At 70.1% G+C, this 18,852-nt stretch carries 13 protein-coding genes and 1 pseudogene; 10 read left to right on the forward strand and 4 right to left on the reverse strand.

Annotation, left to right across the window (positions count from 1 at the left end; genetic code table 11):
• Nucleotides 1-127: 127 nt before the first annotated feature.
• Together BT264_RS14480 and BT264_RS14485 are read right to left on the reverse strand one after the other, a co-directional pair.
• Complete coding sequence (locus tag BT264_RS14480; protein ID WP_072437876.1) at nucleotides 128-532, reverse strand: hypothetical protein; 405 nt, start codon at nucleotides 530-532, stop codon at nucleotides 128-130.
• A gap of 219 nt (nucleotides 533-751) precedes the next feature.
• A complete protein-coding gene (locus BT264_RS14485) occupies nucleotides 752-1,654 on the reverse strand; it encodes a LysR family transcriptional regulator (RefSeq protein WP_072437875.1) in 903 nt (300 codons plus the stop codon).
• A 158-nt stretch (nucleotides 1,655-1,812) separates the two neighbouring features.
• Here BT264_RS14485 and BT264_RS14490 point away from each other — a divergent pair, with 158 nt between their 5' ends.
• Nucleotides 1,813-2,589, forward strand: coding sequence for an SDR family NAD(P)-dependent oxidoreductase (locus tag BT264_RS14490; protein ID WP_072437874.1), 777 nt, complete (start codon nucleotides 1,813-1,815; stop codon nucleotides 2,587-2,589).
• A gap of 140 nt (nucleotides 2,590-2,729) precedes the next feature.
• Here BT264_RS14490 and BT264_RS14495 read toward each other — a convergent pair whose 3' ends face one another.
• Nucleotides 2,730-3,941 carry a sugar transporter gene (locus BT264_RS14495; RefSeq protein WP_072437873.1) on the reverse strand — a complete coding sequence of 404 codons (1,212 nt, stop codon included), beginning with the start codon at nucleotides 3,939-3,941 and terminating at the stop codon, nucleotides 2,730-2,732.
• A 211-nt stretch (nucleotides 3,942-4,152) separates the two neighbouring features.
• Here BT264_RS14495 and BT264_RS14500 point away from each other — a divergent pair, with 211 nt between their 5' ends.
• Nucleotides 4,153-4,827 (forward strand): HAD family hydrolase, encoded by a 675-nt coding sequence (locus BT264_RS14500; protein ID WP_072437872.1) that lies wholly within the window; start codon nucleotides 4,153-4,155, stop codon nucleotides 4,825-4,827.
• 193 nt (nucleotides 4,828-5,020) lie between these two features.
• Here BT264_RS14500 and BT264_RS14505 read toward each other — a convergent pair whose 3' ends face one another.
• Entirely contained in the window at nucleotides 5,021-5,263 is a 243-nt protein-coding gene (locus BT264_RS14505; protein WP_034184441.1) for a DUF6566 family protein, read from the reverse strand.
• 258 nt (nucleotides 5,264-5,521) lie between these two features.
• On the opposite strand from BT264_RS14505, the pseudogene BT264_RS14510 reads away from it, so the two are divergent.
• From BT264_RS14510 to glgB, 8 genes and pseudogenes are all read left to right on the forward strand, one after another.
• Nucleotides 5,522-5,805 (forward strand): annotated as a pseudogene (locus BT264_RS14510) (MgtC/SapB family protein); the annotation flags it as partial.
• On the forward strand, nucleotides 5,802-6,137 hold the full coding sequence (locus BT264_RS14515) for a hypothetical protein (RefSeq protein WP_072437871.1): 336 nt from the start codon (nucleotides 5,802-5,804) through the stop codon (nucleotides 6,135-6,137). The pseudogene BT264_RS14510 and the gene BT264_RS14515, both read left to right, overlap by 4 nt.
• Nucleotides 6,134-8,362, forward strand: a complete 2,229-nt coding sequence (locus BT264_RS14520; RefSeq protein ID WP_072437870.1) for a VTT domain-containing protein — start codon at nucleotides 6,134-6,136, stop codon at nucleotides 8,360-8,362. Before BT264_RS14515 ends, BT264_RS14520 begins: the two co-directional genes overlap by 4 nt.
• Nucleotides 8,353-9,135: an endonuclease/exonuclease/phosphatase family protein gene (locus BT264_RS14525; RefSeq protein ID WP_072437869.1), complete on the forward strand. Its 783-nt coding sequence runs from the start codon at nucleotides 8,353-8,355 to the stop codon at nucleotides 9,133-9,135. Before BT264_RS14520 ends, BT264_RS14525 begins: the two co-directional genes overlap by 10 nt.
• Before the next feature lie 29 nt (nucleotides 9,136-9,164).
• Nucleotides 9,165-9,653 carry a phage protein NinX family protein gene (locus tag BT264_RS14530; RefSeq protein ID WP_072437868.1) on the forward strand — a complete coding sequence of 163 codons (489 nt, stop codon included), beginning with the start codon at nucleotides 9,165-9,167 and terminating at the stop codon, nucleotides 9,651-9,653.
• Nucleotides 9,654-9,804: 151 nt separating this feature from the next.
• A complete protein-coding gene (locus BT264_RS14535; RefSeq protein WP_072437867.1) occupies nucleotides 9,805-13,197 on the forward strand; it encodes a maltotransferase domain-containing protein in 3,393 nt (1,130 codons plus the stop codon).
• Nucleotides 13,197-16,616, forward strand: coding sequence for a maltose alpha-D-glucosyltransferase (gene treS / locus BT264_RS14540; protein ID WP_072437992.1), 3,420 nt, complete (start codon nucleotides 13,197-13,199; stop codon nucleotides 16,614-16,616). The genes BT264_RS14535 and treS overlap by 1 nt, the downstream gene beginning before the upstream one ends.
• The gene (gene glgB / locus BT264_RS14545) at nucleotides 16,613-18,820 is read left to right on the forward strand and encodes a 1,4-alpha-glucan branching protein GlgB (protein ID WP_072437866.1); all 2,208 of its coding nucleotides are present in this window, start codon (nucleotides 16,613-16,615) and stop codon (nucleotides 18,818-18,820) included. Before treS ends, glgB begins: the two co-directional genes overlap by 4 nt.
• The last annotated feature ends 32 nt before the right edge of the window (nucleotides 18,821-18,852 follow it).

Raw genomic sequence — 18,852 nt, forward strand, 5'->3', positions numbered from 1 at the left:
AGGCGAGTAGCGACCGCGGAAATCAGCGGTCGTCGCGGGGAAGCAAGGGTTTTCCTGAGGGAAAAGCCGGCCGGGCGGCAGCGGCATGACAGGCCGCTGCGTCGTCCCGCAAGCGGTGAATATCCGGTCAGCGGCCAGCCGCCGCGACCGACGCCTGCCATTGCGCGGCCACGCCGGCGTAATCCTTGACCTTGAAAGCCGAGCCGTCCTGGACATGGACCCGGCCAAGCGTCCGAACGGCCAGCGGCTTGTCGTGCTCGTCCGTCGCGATCTTGACGATCGCAGGCGCACAAATATGCGCGAGACCGTTCGGATAGTCGGACGACGGGTTCGCCAGCGTCACCGTCACGAACGGGCCGAGGTCATGCAGGAGCTGGGTAGCCGGCGGATGATCGGCCATCAGCAGCGTGCCGCCCTTGACGCGGTCGTCCACGCGGATGGCCATGCTGTCCGGCCGCCGCTGCGCGGCGCTCGGCAGCGACATCCAGAGCACATGATCCGGGTTCACATAAACGACATCGGGATCGCCCATGGCGTCGCGCGTTTCAATCCGGGGTATCGGCATGCAGGGTCTCCAGTCGATCATCGGGCACCGACGCGGGTGCGTCTGCCCCATGGCGATGCCGCAATATGTCGGCTTTCCACATGCCTTCCGGCGCGTGGAGACGGACGTCGTCAGGTCCGCACCCGGAGCATGACGCGACCGCCTTTACTACCCGGTCGGTACGCCGACTCGACCCGGCGGTGCCGCCTATCCTCGCCACGTTGCCTGCGCCAGCTTCGCCACCAGTTCGTCGTACACCACCCGGATACGACGGGGCATCGGGCCACGCCGCGGCCGATAGACGTGCAACTTCCACGGCTCGGGTTCGAGGCTCGACAGCAACCGCACCAGGCGCCCCTTCTTGATGGTCGGCCGGACGAGATATTCCGAGCACTGGCCGAATCCCAGCCCTGCGCACACGGCCTCGATCTCAGCCTCGGCGTCGTCGGTCAGATAGGCCGGCGACGCGGGCTTGAATTGCTGCTCCCCGCGAAAAATCCACGGCCACGCCCGACCGCTCGCGCGGTCGATCAGGCACGTCACCGGCATCGATTCGAGTGCCTTGAGGTTTTTCGGCTCGCCCAGCCGTTTGATCAGCGACGGTGCGCCAACGACCCACATCGGCAACGGCCCGACCATTCGCGCGACAAAGCGGTTATCTCCGATCGCCCCGACCCGCACGCCGATGTCGATCTGTTCGTCGACCACCGGCGAAGGCACATCCGACAGCCTCAGGTCGGGCACGAGACCCGGATACCGCTGCGTGAGATCGGTCAGGATCGGCTGGACATAATGGCGCCCCATGCCTGACGGGGCCGTGATCCTGACGACGCCGACCGGCTCGTCGACCTGAGCGCTCGCGGGCCCGAACAGCCCGTCGACGGCAGAAAGCGCCGCCTGCGCTTCAAGCGCAAACGACTGCCCGAAGGCGGTAATCCGGATACTGCGGGTCGTCCGATGAAACAGGGTTTCGCCCAGCATCTCTTCCAGTTCGCGCACCGCGCGCGTCACGACCTGCGGCGACACCCCGAGCCGCGCGGCCGCCTCGCGGAACGTGGGCGCCGCGGCCGCCGCGGAAAAGATCTTCAGGATGTCGAGCCGGTTGAGCATGAGGAACCCTTTTGACGCTCGCGAAGAAGCGATTTTAATTCCCGAAACAGGAATTCTGAATGCGCCATTGTTCCATTTTTTTGCGACCGGCGAACGACCACAATGAGCATCAGGCGTCGTTTCGACGTGAATGGTCAACCACTCTGGGGAATCTCATCATGAACGCAAGCACATATCCGGCTCAATTCGAGGGCCGCATCGCACTGGTGACGGGTGCGAGTTCCGGCATTGGCCGCGCATCCGTGATCGAACTCGCGCGGCGCGGCGCGAAGGTCGTCGTTTCCGCACGGCGCAAGACCGAACTGGATCGACTGGCCGAGGAAATCACGGCCGCCGGCGGCGAAGCGAAGGCCTTCGTTGCGGACGTCGCGAATGAAGACGCGCTCCGCACGCTCTTCGATTTCACGGTATCGACCTACGGACGCCTCGACATCGCGTTCAACAATGCCGGCACGGAAGGCGTGTTCGCGCCGCTGCTCGAGCAGGATGCCGAACGGTTCGACATGGTGTTCGAACCGAACGTGCGCGGCGTGTTCAATTCGATGAAGTACGCGGCCGAAATCATGCTGCGTCAGGGCTCGGGCAGCATCATCAACAACGCGTCGATGGGCGGGCTCATCGGCTTCGAGAATGCGTCGGTCTATATCGCGAGCAAGCACGCGGTGATCGGGATGACGAAGACGGCTTCGATCGAGTGGTTCAAGCGAGGCGTCCGCGTCAACGCACTGTGCCCCGGGCTGATCGAAACGCCGTTCCATCATCGCGGCATCTGGCCGTCGGACGATGCACGGCAGGGCTTTGCCGCAGCGACACCGGCAGGACGGTGGGGGTCCGCCGAGGAAATGGCGACGATCGTCGCGTTCCTCGCATCGGACGATTCCAGCTATGTGTCGGGGCATGCGCTCGTGGCCGACGGCGGCTATTCGATTGCATGACACCTGAAGCGCGAACCTGAATTCCGTGGCGGCTCATCGTCGCGTAACCGGACCGACAGCGCGAAATGACTGCGCGCTGTCGGTTCGCGCATCCCGGTTCGCACGGGAAGCAAATGCATCGGGCCGCTGCCGCCTTCACTTCACTGCACGCCGGCGGTCGGTGTCGGCTCCGCCATCGCCCGTTTCGCGTGAAGACGCAACGCGAGCCACGCGAGCCCGACCGCGAACGCGCCGACCACGCCGCCGAAGGTGCCGACCCACGGCAGCCCGAAGTCGCCCGCGATATGGTTGCCGAGCAGCGCGCCGGCACCGATGCCGACGTTGTACAGGCCCGAGAAGATCGACACGGCCAGGTCGGTCCCCTCCGGCGCCAGCTTCAGCACCCATGCCTGCATCGCAAGGCCGAAACAGACGATCGCCCCGCCCCAGACCAGCGTATGCACGGACAGCGTGACGATGTTCAGCGCACACGGGAACAGGATCAGCAGGCATCCCGACAACGCAACGATCGACGCCAGCAGGAAATCGTCCGGCCGGTGCGGATAGACGCGATTGAAGCAGATCGCGGCCGGCATGCCGGCGATGCCGAACAGGATCAGCACATATGTGATCCGGCTGCTGCTCGCGTGGTTCACGCTCTGGACGAAGGGCTCGATGTACGTGTACGACGTGAAATGCGCGGACACGACGAGCACGGTGATCGCGTACAGCGCCACCAGCGCCGGCTTGCGCAGAAATACGCCGATGCTGCCGACGGATCCGGCGCCCTGGCTCGGGAGTTCCGGCAACGTCGCGCGCAGCAGCAGCAACGCGACGCCCGCCGCGCCCGCGATGATCAGGAACGTGACGCGCCAGCCGAACGCCTCGCCGATCACGCGCCCGAGCGGAATGCCGGCCACCATCGCGATCGACGTGCCCATCGCCAGCATGCTGAGCGCGCGGCTTTTCCGGTCGCTCGGCGCGAGCCGCACGGCGAGCGGGACGGAAATCGACCAGAACACCGCGTGCGCACACGCGATGCCCAGCCGGCCGGCCATCAGCACCGCGAAATTCCATGCGATACCGGTGACGATATGGCTGACGATGAACGCCACCAGCGCCCAGACCAGCAGCCTGCGGCGCTCGACATGGCGCGTGACCAGCGTCAGCGGCAGCGACACGACGGCGACTGCCCACGCATAGATCGTCAGCATCAGGCCGACGTCGGTCGGCTGCATGTGCAGGCTGTCGCCGATCGCGCCGAGCAGCGCGACGGGGACGAACTCGGTGGTATTGAAGATGAAGGCGGTGAGTGCCAGGGCCCATACGCCCCACCACGATTGACTGGAACTGACGGCGTCCGGTGTTGCCATACCTGGAATCGACGAGGGTTGGGGGCGCGTACGGCGCGGAAAAGTCCGGCCCCGCGCATCGCGCGATTGTACCAGCGCCGCCTGACTCGTCGCGGCACGGCGCGGCCGTTGGAGCCACGGGACATCGCCATGACATGGCCGCGCGCCGATAATGTGTCGGCAGGATTTTCATCGACGATTCGCTCGAACCCTATCGAGCCAGGAGATTCACATGCGCATTGAAACGTCTTTTCTGTTCGATCTCGACGGCACGCTCGTCGACAGCGTCTATCAGCACGTGCTCGCGTGGAAGGAAGCGCTCGATGCCGAGGGCATCGAGCTGTCGGTGTGGCGCATCCACCGCAAGATCGGGATGAGCGGCGGCCTGTTCCTGAACCAGCTGCTGCGCGAGACGGCGGGCGACATCGACGCCGAGCGCGTCGAACGGCTCGCCCGGCTGCATGCGGCCGCGTACCAGCGGCTGCGCGCGCAGGTTCGGCCGCTGCCGGGCGCGCGCGAGCTGCTTGCCGCGCTGTCGAGCGCGGGCATCCGCTGGGCGATCGCCACCAGCGGGCGGATGGAAACGGCCGCCATCAATCTCGAGGCGCTCGGCGTCGATCCGGCAAGGAACGTCGTCGTCACGCGCGACCAGGTGAAATATGCGAAACCGGACCCCGACCTGTTCCTGACCGCGGCCGCGCAACTGAACGTGCCGATCGAACACACGGTGGTCGTCGGCGACAGCATCTGGGACATGCTCGCCGCCAGCCGCTGCCGCGCGCTCGGCGTCGGGCTGCTGTCGGGCGGCTACGGCAGCGACGAACTGGAACGCGCGGGCGCGCTGCGCGTGTACGACGATCCGGCGGATCTGCTGTGGCATCTGGATGAAATTGCCGCGCGGCCGTAGCCCGTCCGCGTCGCCGGGATCGCCTTCGCCGGATCGAAGCCCCCGCGCGCTTCACGCGGCCGGCACGGCGAACAGCATGCGGCCGGCCGGGTTCACGTCGATTTCGTAGCGGCTGCAGGCAAGGCCACGCGCGCGGCCGGGGTCGTACCGGCAGACGGCGCGGGTGCGCGGATCGCGCGTCGATGCATCCCGGTCAATCGTCGTCGACGCGCTTGTCGATCAGGTAACGGCCGCGCTCGACGCCCGCGCGCAATGCTTCATTCTCGGTCAGCCATTCGGGGCCGGCAGCAGCCGGCTCGACCAGCTCGATGCGCTCGCCGCCGACATACACCTGTACCTCGTCGCGCCATGCGCCGCTATCGTTGCGCCGCGCCCATACGAGGATCTCGTGACCGCGATACGGGTCGCGAACCTGCGCATCCTGTTGATGTTGCACGATGGCCTCCTGTGCTTATCTGCGATAACGATGCAAAAAATGCGCGCCGCCCGATCGCCGCGCGCGCCGGCCGCCCTGCTCGCACGCAGCGTGCCCGGCCGGCACGCGCCTTGCGCCCCCTTACGTCCCCATTTCGCGTCGAACCGCTACCGGTACGCGCCTGGGTGAAACGGAAGGAATGCACATCATGATCGGGCACCTCGAACGCGTCGGACGCCTGCTACCGGCCACGCTACCCGGCACTCGTGATGCTCGCGGCTCGAATGCCGCCTCATCGCGCAGCGTCAACCGCGCACGCTGCGCTCGTCGTCGAGCATAGCGATCTCACGCTCGGCACGCTGCACGATACACCCGGCGCGGGACGCGTGCGCGTGAAGCGGTTCATCGTCCAGCAGTCGGACGACGATCCGGACGCCGACAACGTCCCGGCCCCGTTCTCGCGCACAAGCGGACCGGAATTTGCGGCGCTCGGCAAGACGCTGCTGAACATCGCCGGCGTGCGGACCTGCCGCCCCGACACTTCGTCAAGGAGCTTCGTGTGACCCAGACCGACCTGCTCTCCTATCTGGTGACGAGCGAGCTGGCCGCCCGCATGCGGTTCGGCGGATGGCTCACCATCAGCCAGCGCGTCGGTGCGCTGCGCGCGTGGCTCGCGTGCCATCACGCCGAATGCAGCTGGCTCGACCGGGTCAGGATCGCGAGCGCGGCCGCGACGATCGCGCAGGAGATCTACGAGATCGCGGTCGAGCACGGCCTCGAAAACGGCGAACGCGTGCGGCTCGACGCCCGTTCGCCGGAGCTGCAGGCGCTGCGCGCCCGCTGCGGCGCGCTGCTGCAGCGCATCGACGGCGACCGGGACGTCGACGCACGATGATCGCGCCGGACCGCAGGAGCGTGCGGCTCGCTGCCATCGCAACGGCAGGCCCGGACGATGCAGCGGCCGCCGCGCTGCCGCCGGGCGACGCGTCGCGACACGGCCTGCTCGAACGCGGCCGCAACTGCGACGCGATTTGCCATGCGGACCGCTTCGCGACGCTCGTCGACGGCGATGCGTATTTCGCGACGCTGCGCGCCGCGCTGCTGCGGGCACGCCATACGGTATTCATCGTCGGCTGGGACGTCGACAGCCGGATGCGGCTTGCGCCGGGCGGCGCCGGCGATGGCGACGCCTTCCCCGACACGCTCGCTGCGTTCCTGCACGCACTCGCCTCCGCGCGGCACAACCTGCGCATCTACGTGCTCGCGTGGGACTTCGCGATGATCTACGCGCTGGAGCGCGACTGGCCGCCCGTGTATCGCGCCGGCTGGCACGCGCATCGCGGCATCCGCTTTCGGCTCGACGACACGCATCCGCGCGGCGCGTCGCATCATCAGAAACTCGTCGTGATCGACGACCGGCTCGCGTTCGTCGGCGGCCTCGACCTCACGCGCGCGCGCTGGGACACGCCCGCGCATGCGGCCGGCGACCCGCGCCGCCGCGACGAGCACGGGATGCCGTACGCGCCGTTCCACGACGTGCAGGCGATGTTCGACGGCGACGCGGCCGCCGCGATCGGCGAGCAGGCGCGCACGCGCTGGCTGCACGCGTGCGGGCGACCGATCGCGATCCGCGCGCAGCGGCATCTCGACCGGCCGGACGACGATCCGTGGCCGCCCGATACGCGCGTCGACGTGCGCGACGTGCGGCTCGGCATCGCGTATACGGCGCCGCGCCACGGCGGCCGCGAGCCGGTGCTGCAGGTGCGCGCGCTCGTCGGGGACGCGATCCGCGCCGCGCGCCGGCACCTGTACGTCGAGAACCAGTATTTCACCGCGGCGGTCGTGCGGGAAACGCTGTCCGCGCGCCTCGCCGACGCGCACGGGCCGGACGTGACGGTCGTCGCACCGCGCGTGCAGAGCGGCTGGCTGCAGGAAGCGACGATGGGCGTGCTGCGCGCGCGGCTGCACGCGACGCTCGCGGCGGCCGACCGCTTCGGCCGCTACCGGCTGCTGTATCCGCACGTCGACGGGCTCGGCGACGCGTGCGTGAACGTGCACAGCAAACTCGCGATCGTCGACGACGAATGCCTGATCATCGGCAGCGCGAACCTGAACAACCGCTCGATGCTGCTCGACACCGAATGCTGCATCGCGCTCGTCGCGGCCGGCGACGCGCGCATCCGCGCGGCGATCGCCGGCACGCGCGAGCGGCTGCTGGCCGAGCATCTCGGCACGACACCCGCCGCGGTTGCCGCCGCATTCGGCTGCGCCGACCGGCCGAACGCCGTGCTCGACCGGCTGCGCGCGAAGCATGGCCGCACGCTGCGCACGCTCGATCCGGCCGTCGCACCGCAACTCGACGCGCTCGTGCCGGTCAGCACGCGGCTCGATCCCGAGCAGCCGATCGAACCCGACCGATTCGTCCGCGAATTCGTGCCGCGCGAACAGCATCGCTCGCTGAGCGCGCGGTTCTTCGTGCTCGGCGCGATCGTGCTCGCCATCACCGCGTTGGCGCTCGTGTGGCGCTTCTCGCCGCTGGGCGCGCGGCTGAATGTCGCTTCGCTGTCGCACGCGGCGGCCGGCATCGCGCAGTGGCCGGCCGCGCCCGCGCTGCTGCTCGCCGGCTATGTGGTCGCGGCGACGTTCGCGGTGCCGATCACGCTGCTGATCGCCGCGACCGGGCTCGTGTTCGGCGCGTGGCCCGGTTTCGCGTATGCGGGCCTCGGCTCGATGGCGGCCGCCGCCGCGACCTACGGGCTCGGCCGCTGGCTCGGCCGCGACGCGGTGCGCCGGCTCGCCGGCGCGCGTGCGAACCGGCTGAGCGAACGCATCGGCCGGCGCGGCGTGGTCGCGATGGCCGTGCTGCGGCTGTTGCCGATCGCGCCGTTTACCGTCGTGAACCTCGTCGCCGGCGCGTCGCACATCGGCCTGCGCGACTACCTGGTCGGCACCGCGATCGGGATGCTGCCCGGCATCGTGTTGACGGTTACGTTCGCGCACCAGTTGACCGCGGCGCTCAGCCATCCGCGGCCGGGCGCGTTCGCATGGCTTGCGGCGATCGGCATCGCGCTGGTCGGCGTATCGGCGATCCTCATCAGGGTGCTGCGGCGATGGCGCTGAGCCGACACGCGGCGGCGCCGCCCGAAGTCGTCATGGCCGACGGCCCGCCCGCCGCGGCGCCGGGCAGGCGCGACCTGCGGATCGCGACGTACAACATCCGCGGCGGCTACGGCGTGTGGCCGGCGCGCGCGGCCGACCGGATCGCGGCCGTGATCGACGAACTCGACGCGGACGTGATCGCGCTGCAGGAAGTGCCGCTCGGCGGCACGCGCGCGCCCGACGTGCTCGCGCACCTGCGCGACGCGACCGGCATGCACGCGGTAGCCGGCCCGACGATCGACACGCCGGAGCGCCGCTACGGCAATGCGGTGCTGTCGCGCTGCCCGATCCGCGCGGCGCGCACGCTCGACCTGTCGTTCCATCAGCGCGAGCCGCGCGGCGCGCTGGATGCCGACATCGACTGCGGCGCGGGCACGATCCGCGTGGTCGCGACCCATCTCGGCCTGTCGGCAAGCGAACGCAGCGCGCAGGTGCAACGGCTGCTCGCCGCATTCGACACCGGCGCGATGCCGGTGATCCTGCTCGGCGACATCAACGAATGGTTCGTGCGCGGCCGCGCGCTGCAGGCGCTCGTCACGCGGTTCCGGCGCGCGCCCGCACCGCGCACGTTCCCGACGCTGTATCCGGTGTTCTCGCTGGACCGGATCTGGATCCACCCGGGCGAACTGCTGATCGACGTGATCGTGCATCGCAGCATGCGCGCGCGGCACGCATCCGACCACTACCCGCTCGTCGCGCGGATGCGCGCGACGGGAACGTCGATTGCGCGTTGAAAACCTTTCCGGTCCAGCGGAGCTTGCCCATGCGAACCGACGCACTCGGCGGAAAGGATCTCGACTACTGGTGCGCACGCGCGTTGTGCGCGGATGACGAAGACACGCTGCGTTTCACGTCCGTCGCGCCGGCGGTCGTCGTGACGGCCGCCTGCGACGCATTGAGGCGCCTCGACGCGCCGTTCGCGCCGTCGGCGTCGTGGGCCGACGCGGGCGCCGTGCTCGATCGCGTCGACGACCTGCGGATCGCACACCACGGCGACAGCGTCGAATGCGACGCGACCTTCATCGACGGGCCGTCCGCCTGCGGCGCGCGTGCCGCCAACGCACGCGTGGCGCTGCTGCGCGCATTCGTGCGCGCGCGCTTCGGCGACGAGGTCGACGCACCGCCGCCGTTCGCGCACCGGATCGAACACGGCGCCATGGCGCGCTACGACCCCGGCATGCCGCTTCCCGAAACGGACGACGATCGCGCCGCAGGCGACAGCACGGATATCCGCTCCATCCCGCGCATGTAAGTGCAAGCGGCAGTACAGCGGTCATGTAAAAACGACAGCCCGCCGGCGCCGGCATCCCGCCTGACCATTGCCGCGCCGGACTCCGCGCGGCAGGCACACGCGTTGCGGCAACCCGGCGTTATCGACCGCCGCCGCCCGCACGCTCCGCGCCATGGACTCCACGCCGACCTTCGCTCCGCATATCTATTTCTGCGACGCCCGCCTCGTCGGGCCGCTCGACGCGTGGGGGCAGACCTGCGCGCATATCGCGGCAATGGGCTTCGATCACGTGCTGGTCGGGTCGTTCTGGGCCGCGAGCGTGGCCGGCTTCCCGCGCCACGTGGCCGATTTCCATCGCCCGGCCCACACGTTCGCGACGCGCGCGAGCGCGCTCGAAACGTTCTCGCGGCTCGCGCAGCTCGCGCACGGCCACGGGCTGCGCATGCTGCTCGAAGTCGTGCCGGACCGCATCGCGCGCGAGAACCCGCTGCGCGCCGCGCATCCGGACTGGTACGTCGAGCGCACGCACGACGATGCGCTGATCGACCCGCGCGGCACCGCGCACGCGCTGGATGTCGTGCACGCCAACCTCGGCGACGATGCGGCGCGCGACGCGCTGTCGGCGTGGTGGTGCGCGCACCTCGCCGCCTTTGCGGACGCGGGCGCGGCCGGCTTCCTGGTCGACGCGCCGCATCATCTGCCGGCGGACTGGTGGCCCGGCTGGCGCGCGGCGCTGCGCCGCGCGCGCCCGGACGCCGCGGTGCTCGCCGGCGTGCCCGGCCATGCACGCGACGCGCTCGCGCAGCTCGAAGCGGCCGGGTTCGATGCGGTGTTCTCGTCGGTGCGCTGGTGGGATCTCCACGCACCGTGGTTCGCCGACGAACACCGGCTGCTGCGGCGCATCGGCTCGCCGATTGCGTTTCCCGATGCGTTCGACGGCCCGCGCCTCGCCGACGACTGGCCCGACGCACCGGACGACACCGTCGCACGCGCGTATCGCCGCGCACTGTGGACGGCCGCGGCCGTCGGCACCGGCTGGCTCGTGCCGATGGGCTTCGAGCGCGGCGTCACGCTGCCGCTGATGTCGCGCGACGCGGATGCCGATCGCTACCGCACCGCGTTCGAGCGCGCGCGCTTCGACCTGTCGGGTGCGATCGCCGATGCGAACGCGTGGCGTCGCGCGACGCCCGTGGCGGCCGCGCGCGGCGAGATCGCGCAGCTGAGCGCGCCCGGCGCCACCGCGACGGTGCTGCTGCGCGGCACGGGGCCGTCGCTCGAACACGACGAAGCGGCACTGCTGATCGCATTGAATCCCGATCTCGACACGGCGACAACCGTCGATCCCGCCGCGATCCTGCCCGGCGTGCCGGGCAGCTTCACGCGCGTCGTGACGCGGGACGGCGCGCCAACCCACCCGCCTGCCGCGCTCGAAGCCTTCATGCTCGGGCCCGGCGCGCACGCGCTGCTGGATGCCCGGCGCGCCCCGCCCGTCACGACGCGCGCCGACGCCGCGCGCGAACGCACGGTGCTGTCGGCCGCGCTCGCGGCCGACCGGATCGCGATCGAGCGCGTCGAGCCGTCGGTCGACGGCGGCCGCTTCGCGGTCAAGCGCGTGATCGGCGAACCGCTCGTCGTGCATGCATCGATCTTCTCCGACGGGCACGCGCATCTCGCGGCCGCGCTCCAGTGGCGCGCGGAAGGCGACGACGACTGGCGCGAAGTGCCGTTCGAAGCCGAGCCGAACGACCGCTGGCACGCGCGCATCATGCTCGACCGGGTCGGCCGCCACGCATTTCGCGTGATCGCGTGGCGCGACGACTGGGCGTCGCTCGCCGACGACGTCGCGAAGAAACACGCGGCCGGCCAGGACGTGACGCTCGAACTGCGCGAAGCCCAGCTGCTGCTCGCGACCGCGCTCAAGCTCGCCGATCCGGCCGATCCGCGCGCGGCCCCGCACATGGAACGCCTCGTCGCCGAGTTCAGGGACGCTCCGCCCGCCGAACGGCTCGCGCTGCTCGGCGCGCCGTCGCTGGCCGACGCGTTCGCCGCACTGCGCTACCGCCCGTTCGTCACGCACGACGAGACCGTGTATCCGGTCGACGTCGAGCGCCGCGCGGCGCGCTTCTCGAGCTGGTACGAGATGTTCCCGCGCTCGGCGAGCGACGATCCGCATCGGCACGGCACGTTCGACGACGTGATCGCGCAATTGCCGCGCATTCGCGACCTGGGTTTCGACGTGCTGTATTTCCCGCCGATCCACCCGATCGGCACCACCGCGCGCAAGGGCCGCAACAACAGCCTGAAAGCCGGCCCCGACGATGTCGGCAGCCCGTACGCGATCGGCTCGCCCGACGGCGGCCACACGGCCGTGCACCCGCAGCTCGGCACGCTCGAATCGTTCCGCGCGCTGGTCGAGGCCGCGCGCGTTCACGGGCTCGAGATCGCGCTGGATTTCGCGATCCAGTGCTCGCCCGACCACCCGTGGCTGGCCGCGCATCCGGGCTGGTTCGCGTGGCGCCCGGACGGCTCGCTGCGCTATGCGGAAAACCCGCCGAAGCGCTACCAGGACATCGTGAACCCCGATTTCTACGCGCCGGATGCACTGCCCGGCCTGTGGCTCGCGCTGCGCGACGCGGTGCAGTTCTGGGTCGACGCGGGCGTGCGGATCTTCCGCGTCGACAACCCGCACACCAAGCCGCTGCCGTTCTGGGCGTGGATGATCGCCGACGTGCGCGGCCGGCATCCGGACGTCGTGTTCCTGTCCGAAGCGTTCACGCGGCCGGCGATGATGTATCGGCTCGCGAAGGTCGGCTTCTCGCAGTCGTACACGTACTTCACCTGGCGCGAGACGAAGCGCGAGTTCATCGACTACCTGACCGAGCTGACGGCCGGGCCCGCACGCGAGTTCTTCCGGCCGAATTTCTTCGTCAACACGCCCGACATCAACCCGCGCCACCTGCAGAACGCGCCGCGCACGCAGTTCGTGATCCGCGCGGCGCTCGCGGCGACGCTGGCCGGTTCATGGGGCATGTACTCGGGTTTCGAGCTCGGCGAATCGGCGCCGCTGCCGGACAGCGAGGAATACGCGAACGCGGAGAAGTACGAGCTGCGCGCGCGCGACTGGAGCCGCGCCGCGCACATCGGCGCCGAAGTCGCGCGGCTGAACCGCGCACGGCGCGATCACCCGGCGCTGCAGACGCATCTCGGCCTGACGTTCGCCGACGCGGACAACGACGCCGTGCTCGTGTTCGTCAAGGCGACGCCGGCGTTCGACAGCGTCGTCGTCGTCGCGATCAGCCTCGACCCGTGGCATCCGCAGGCCGCGAACTTCACGCTCGACGCGGCGCTGTGGCGCGGCTTCGGGCTCGCCGACGGCGAACCGCTCGACGCGCTCGAACTGGATGCCGCGCACGCGCAGACTTGGCGCGGCCATCGCCAGTACGTGTCGCTCGATCCGCACGTACGGCCGTATGCGATCTGGCGGCTCGCGCCGTCTCCGGGCGCCGCGCGGGCGGCCGCGCCCGGACCGGACGACGCCCGACGACCTTCGGGAGCCCACGGATGATGAAACGCGAAGATTCCCTCGACGACGTGCGCCGCGCGCAGTTCCCGTCGCTCGCGCCGGCCGGCACGCCGCGCCGGCGCCGCGCGCGCCGCCGCGCGCCCGCGCTCTGTGCGGACGATCCGCTGTGGTACAAGGACGCGATCATCTACCAGGTGCACGTGAAGTCGTTCTACGACTCGAACAACGACGGCATCGGCGATTTCCCCGGCCTGATCGCGAAGCTCGACTACATCGCCGAACTCGGCGTCGACACGATCTGGCTGCTGCCGTTCTACCCGTCGCCGCGCCGCGACGACGGCTACGACATCGCCGACTACCGCGACGTGCATCCCGACTACGGCACGCTCGCCGACGTGCGGCGCTTCATCCGCGAAGCGCATGCGCGCGGCATCCGCGTGATCACCGAGCTGGTGATCAACCACACGTCGGACCAGCATCCGTGGTTCCAGCGCGCGCGGCGCGCGAAGCCGGGCTCGATGCATCGCGACTACTACGTGTGGTCCGACACCGACACGAAATACGCGGGTACCCGGATCATCTTCCTCGATACCGAAACATCGAACTGGACGCACGACCCGATCGCCGGCCAGTACTACTGGCACCGCTTCTATTCGCACCAGCCGGACCTGAACTTCGACAACCCGGCCGTGGTGCGCGAGGTGATCCAGGTGATGCGCTTCTGGCTCGATCTCGGCATCGACGGGCTGCGGCTCGACGCGGTACCCTATCTCGTCGAGCGCGAAGGCACGAACAACGAGAACCTGCCGGAGACGCACGCGATCCTGAAACGGATCCGCGCGACGATCGACGCCGAGTACCCGAACCGGATGCTGCTCGCGGAAGCGAATCAGTGGCCGGAAGACGTGCAGGAATACTTCGGCGACGAGAACGAATGCCACATGGCGTTCCACTTCCCGCTGATGCCGCGCATCTACATGTCGATCGCGAGCGAGGATCGCTTCCCGATCGTCGACATCATGCGGCAGACGCCGGCGCTCGCGCCGAGCAACCAGTGGGCCGTGTTCCTGCGCAACCACGACGAGCTGACGCTCGAGATGGTGACCGATTCGGAGCGCGACCTGCTGTGGCAGACCTATGCGAGCGACCGGCGCGCGCGGCTGAACCTCGGCATCCGGCGCCGGCTCGCGCCGCTGATGGAGCGCGACCGGCGCCGCATCGAGCTGATCAACTCGCTGCTGCTGTCGATGCCCGGCACGCCCGTGATCTATTACGGCGACGAGCTCGGCATGGGCGACAACATCCACCTCGGCGACCGCGACGGCGTGCGCACGCCGATGCAGTGGTCGTCGGACCGCAACGGCGGCTTCTCGCGCGCCGACCCCGAACTGCTCGTGCTGCCGCCGGTGATGGGCTCGCTGTACGGCTATGACGCGATCAACGTCGAGGCGCAGACGCGCGACCCGCATTCGCTGCTGAACTGGACCCGCCGCATCCTGTCGACGCGCCGTGCGACGCAGGCGTTCGGGCGCGGCACGATCCGTTTTCTGCGCCCTGAGAACCGCAAGGTGCTCGCGTACCTGCGCGAGCTGGACGGCAGCGATCCGGTGCTGTGCGTCGCGAACCTGTCGCGCGCGTCGCAGGCGGTCGAGCTCGACCTGTCGGAATTCGCGGGCCGCGTGCCGATCGAGATGACGTCGGATTCGCCGTTTCCGCCGATCGGCCAGCTCCCGTATCTCCTCACCTTTCCGCCGTACGGGTTCCTGTGGTTCGAGCTGTCCGGGCACGGCCGCGAGCCGTCGTGGCGGCAGCCGCATGCGGAGCCGCTGCCCGAATACGTGACGCTCGTGATGCGGCGCGGCGACGCGCGGCCGGACGTCGGGCAGCTGCACGCGCTCGCGCACGATGCGCTCGCGTCGTGGCTCGCGCGGCGGCGCTGGTTCGCGTCGAAGGATCGCGCGATCGGCGATGCATGGCTGAACGTCGTCACGCCGGTGCCGGGCGAAGCGTTCCAGTATGCGGAGGCGTGGGTCAGCGCCAGCGACGGCGGCGTCGAGCGCTATATCGTGCCGCTCGCGACGGCCTGGGGCGGCGAGACGTCCCAGCCGCTGTTCGCGCAGCTCGCGCTCGCGCGCGTGCGGCGCGGCCATACGGTCGGCTACCTGACCGATGCGTTCGCACTGCCGTCGTTCGCGCGCGGGATGCTGCGCAAGCTGCGCGACGGCGCGACGGTGCCGACCTCCGACGGCGGCCGGCTCGCGTTCCTGCCGGAGAGCGCGCTCGCCGCGCTCGATCCCGGCGACGACGCCGAAGTGCGCTGGCTCGCGGCCGAGCAAAGCAACAGCTCGCTCGTGATCGGCGACGCGATCGTGCTGAAGCTGGTGCGCAAGGTCGCGCACGGCGTGCATCCGGAAGCGGAAATGAGCCGGCACCTGACGCGCATCGGCTATGCGAACACCGCGACGCTCGCGGGCGAGGTCGTGCACGTCGATCCGGACGGCACGCCGCACACGGTCGCGATCCTGCAGCGCTACGTCGACAACCAGGGCGACGCATGGACGCGTTCGTTCGACTTCCTGCGGCGCGCGGTCGACGAGCTCGCGCTGCCGGCCGCCGACGAAGACGAAGCGGCCGAACAGGACGAGGAACCCGAGGCGCTGGTCGGCTATGCGGCGTTCGCGGGCATCGTCGGCACGCGGCTCGGCCAGTTGCACGTCGCGCTCGCGCAGCCGTCCGACGATCCCGCGTTCGCGCCGGAACGCGCGACACCCGATCACGTCGACGGCTGGTGCGTGGACGCGATCGCGTCGTTCGAACGCGCGCTCGACGTGCTGCGCACGCGGCTCGATGCGCTCGATGCGCTCGATCCCGCGATGCGCGCATCGGCCGATGCGCTGCTCGCGTCGCGCGACGCCGCCGTGCGCGCGCTGGGGGAACTCGTGCCGCGCACGCTCGACGCGCAATGCACGCGGATTCACGGCGATTTCCACCTCGGCCAGGTGCTCGACGTGCAGGGCGATGCGCTGCTGATCGACTTCGAAGGCGAACCGGCGCGCCCGCTCGAACGGCGCCGCGCGAAATCGCATCCGCTGCGCGACGTGGCCGGCTTCCTGCGCTCGCTGTCGTATGTGAGCGCGACCGCTCAATTCGCGATCGAAAAAGCGCCGCCGCAGGCAGCCGGCCGCAAGCGCGCGCTGTTCGATCGGTTCGGGCAGGCCGCCGCCGACCGTTTCGTCGAATGCTATCGCGCGGCCGCCGCGCTCGCGCCCGTACGCTTCGTCGACCCGCGTTATGCCGATCGCCTGCTCGCGCTGTTCCTGATCGACAAGGCGTCGTACGAGCTGTGCTACGAGGCCGCGAACCGGCCCGACTGGCTGAGCGTGCCGGTCGGCGGGCTCGCGGCGCTTGTTGAGCGCCTGCTCGACGACGGCAGCGCGCCCGAACCCGGAGGAACGCGATGACCGACACGCTGTTCGAACAGGCCGACATCGACGCGCTGCTCGCCGGCCGCCATCCCGATCCGTTCGCGTGTCTCGGCCCGCACGGGCAGGCCGACCGGATCGTCGTGCGCGCGCTGCTGCCCGGCGCCGAGCGTGTGCGCGCGCTGTCGCCGGACGGCGACGAACTCGGCGCGCTCGCGTGCGTCGACCGCGCCGGCTGCTTCGCCGGCACGATCGCGCACGACGGCGGGGTTCCCCATTACCTGCTCGCGATCGACTGGCCGAACGCGCGGCAGGTGACCGACGACGCGTATGCGTTCGGCACGCTGCTCGACGACGCCGCGCTCGCGCGCTTCGCGGCCGGCGATCCGGCCGCCGTGCTCGACTGCCTGGGCGCGACGCCCGTGCGCATCGAAGACACCGATGGCGTGCGCTTCGCGGTATGGGCGCCGAACGCGCAGCGCGTGTCGGTGGTCGGCGATTTCAACGGATGGGACGGCCGCCGCCATCCGATGCGGCTGCGGCGGCCGTCGGGCGTATGGGAGCTGTTCGTGCCGGGCATCGGCGCGGGCGAGCGCTACAAGTACGAGCTGCGCGCGGCCGACGGCCGCGTGCTGCCGCACAAGGCCGATCCGTGCGCCCGCGCGACGGAAGCGCCGCCGCGCACGGCGTCCGTCGTCGCCGATGTCGCGGCGCTCGACGCGTTCGCGTGGCACGACGACGGCTGGATGCACGCGCGGCCGCGCGCCGACCGCTACCGCGCGCCGTGGTCGATCTACGAGGTGCATCCGGAATCGTGGCAGCGCGTGCCCGAGGAGATGGACCGCAGCGCGACGTGGGACGAGCTTGCCGAGCGGCTGATTCCGTACGTGCACGGGATGGGCTTCACGCACGTCGAGTTCATGCCGATCGCCGAATACCCGTTCGGCGGCTCGTGGGGCTATCAGCCGCTCGCGCAGTTCGCGCCGTCCGCGCGCTTCGGGCCGGTCGACGGCTTCGCGCGGTTCGTCGACCGCGCGCACGCGGCCGGCATCGGCGTGATCGTCGACTGGGTGCCCGCGCATTTCCCCGACGATCCGCACGGCCTCGCGCAGTTCGACGGCACCGCGTTGTACGAGCATGCCGACCCGCGCGAAGGGCTGCATCCCGACTGGCACACGTGCGTGTTCAACGTCGGGCGCACCGAGGTCGGCGCGTTCCTCGTCGCGTCGGCGCTCGCGTGGGCGCGCCGCTATCACGTCGACGGCATCCGCGTCGACGCGGTCGCGTCGATGCTGTACCGCGACTATTCACGCAACGAAGGCGAATGGGTGCCGAACATGTACGGCGGGCGCGAGAACCTCGAATCGGTCGCGTTCCTGCGCATGCTGAACGACACGCTGCACGGTGCGGCCGCGCCGCCCGGCGTCGTCACCGTCGCGGAGGAATCGACCGCGTGGCCCGGCGTCACGGCGCCGACCGTCAATGGCGGCCTCGGCTTCGACTTCAAGTGGAACATGGGATGGATGCACGACACGCTCGCGTATCTGCGCGAGGACCCGATCCACCGCCGCTATCACCACGACCGGATGACGTTCGGGCTCATCTACGCGTTCTCCGAGCGCTTCGTGCTGCCGCTGTCGCACGACGAGGTCGTGCACGGCAAGGGCTCGCTCGTCGCGAAGATGCCCGGCGACGCGTGGCAGCGGCTCGCGACGCTGCGCGCGTACTTCGGCTTCATGTGGGCGCATCCCGGCAAGAAGCTGCTGTTCATGGGCAGCGAGTTCGCGCAATGGGCCGAATTCGCGCACGACTCGACGCCGCACTGGGATCTGCTCGACGCGCCCGCACATCGCGGCGTGCAGCGGCTCGTGCGCGACCTGAACCGCGCGTATGCGGCCGAACCCGCGCTGCATGCGCTCGACTGCTACGCAGCCGGCTTCGCCTGGCTGATCGGCGACGACCGCGACAACAGCGTGTTCGCGTTCGTACGCCGCGACGACGCGGGGCACCTGGTGGTCGCGGTCTGCAACTTCACGCCGGTGCCGCGCACCGGCTACCGCGTCGGGCTGCCGGCGCCCGGCCAATGGCGCGAACGGATGAACACCGATGCCGCATCGTACGGCGGCACCAATGCCGGCAACGACGGCGCCGTATGGGCCGAGGCCGTGCCCGCGCACGGCGAGGCGTGGTCGGCGACGCTGCGCCTGCCGCCGCTCGCGACGCTGTGGCTGAGCCCCGCCTGATTCCCCACCCCTTCGACACGGAGAGTTCCGCC

Source organism: Burkholderia sp. NFPP32 (assembly GCF_900119325.1).
Classification (GTDB): Bacteria; Pseudomonadota; Gammaproteobacteria; order Burkholderiales; family Burkholderiaceae; genus Burkholderia; species Burkholderia pyrrocinia_C.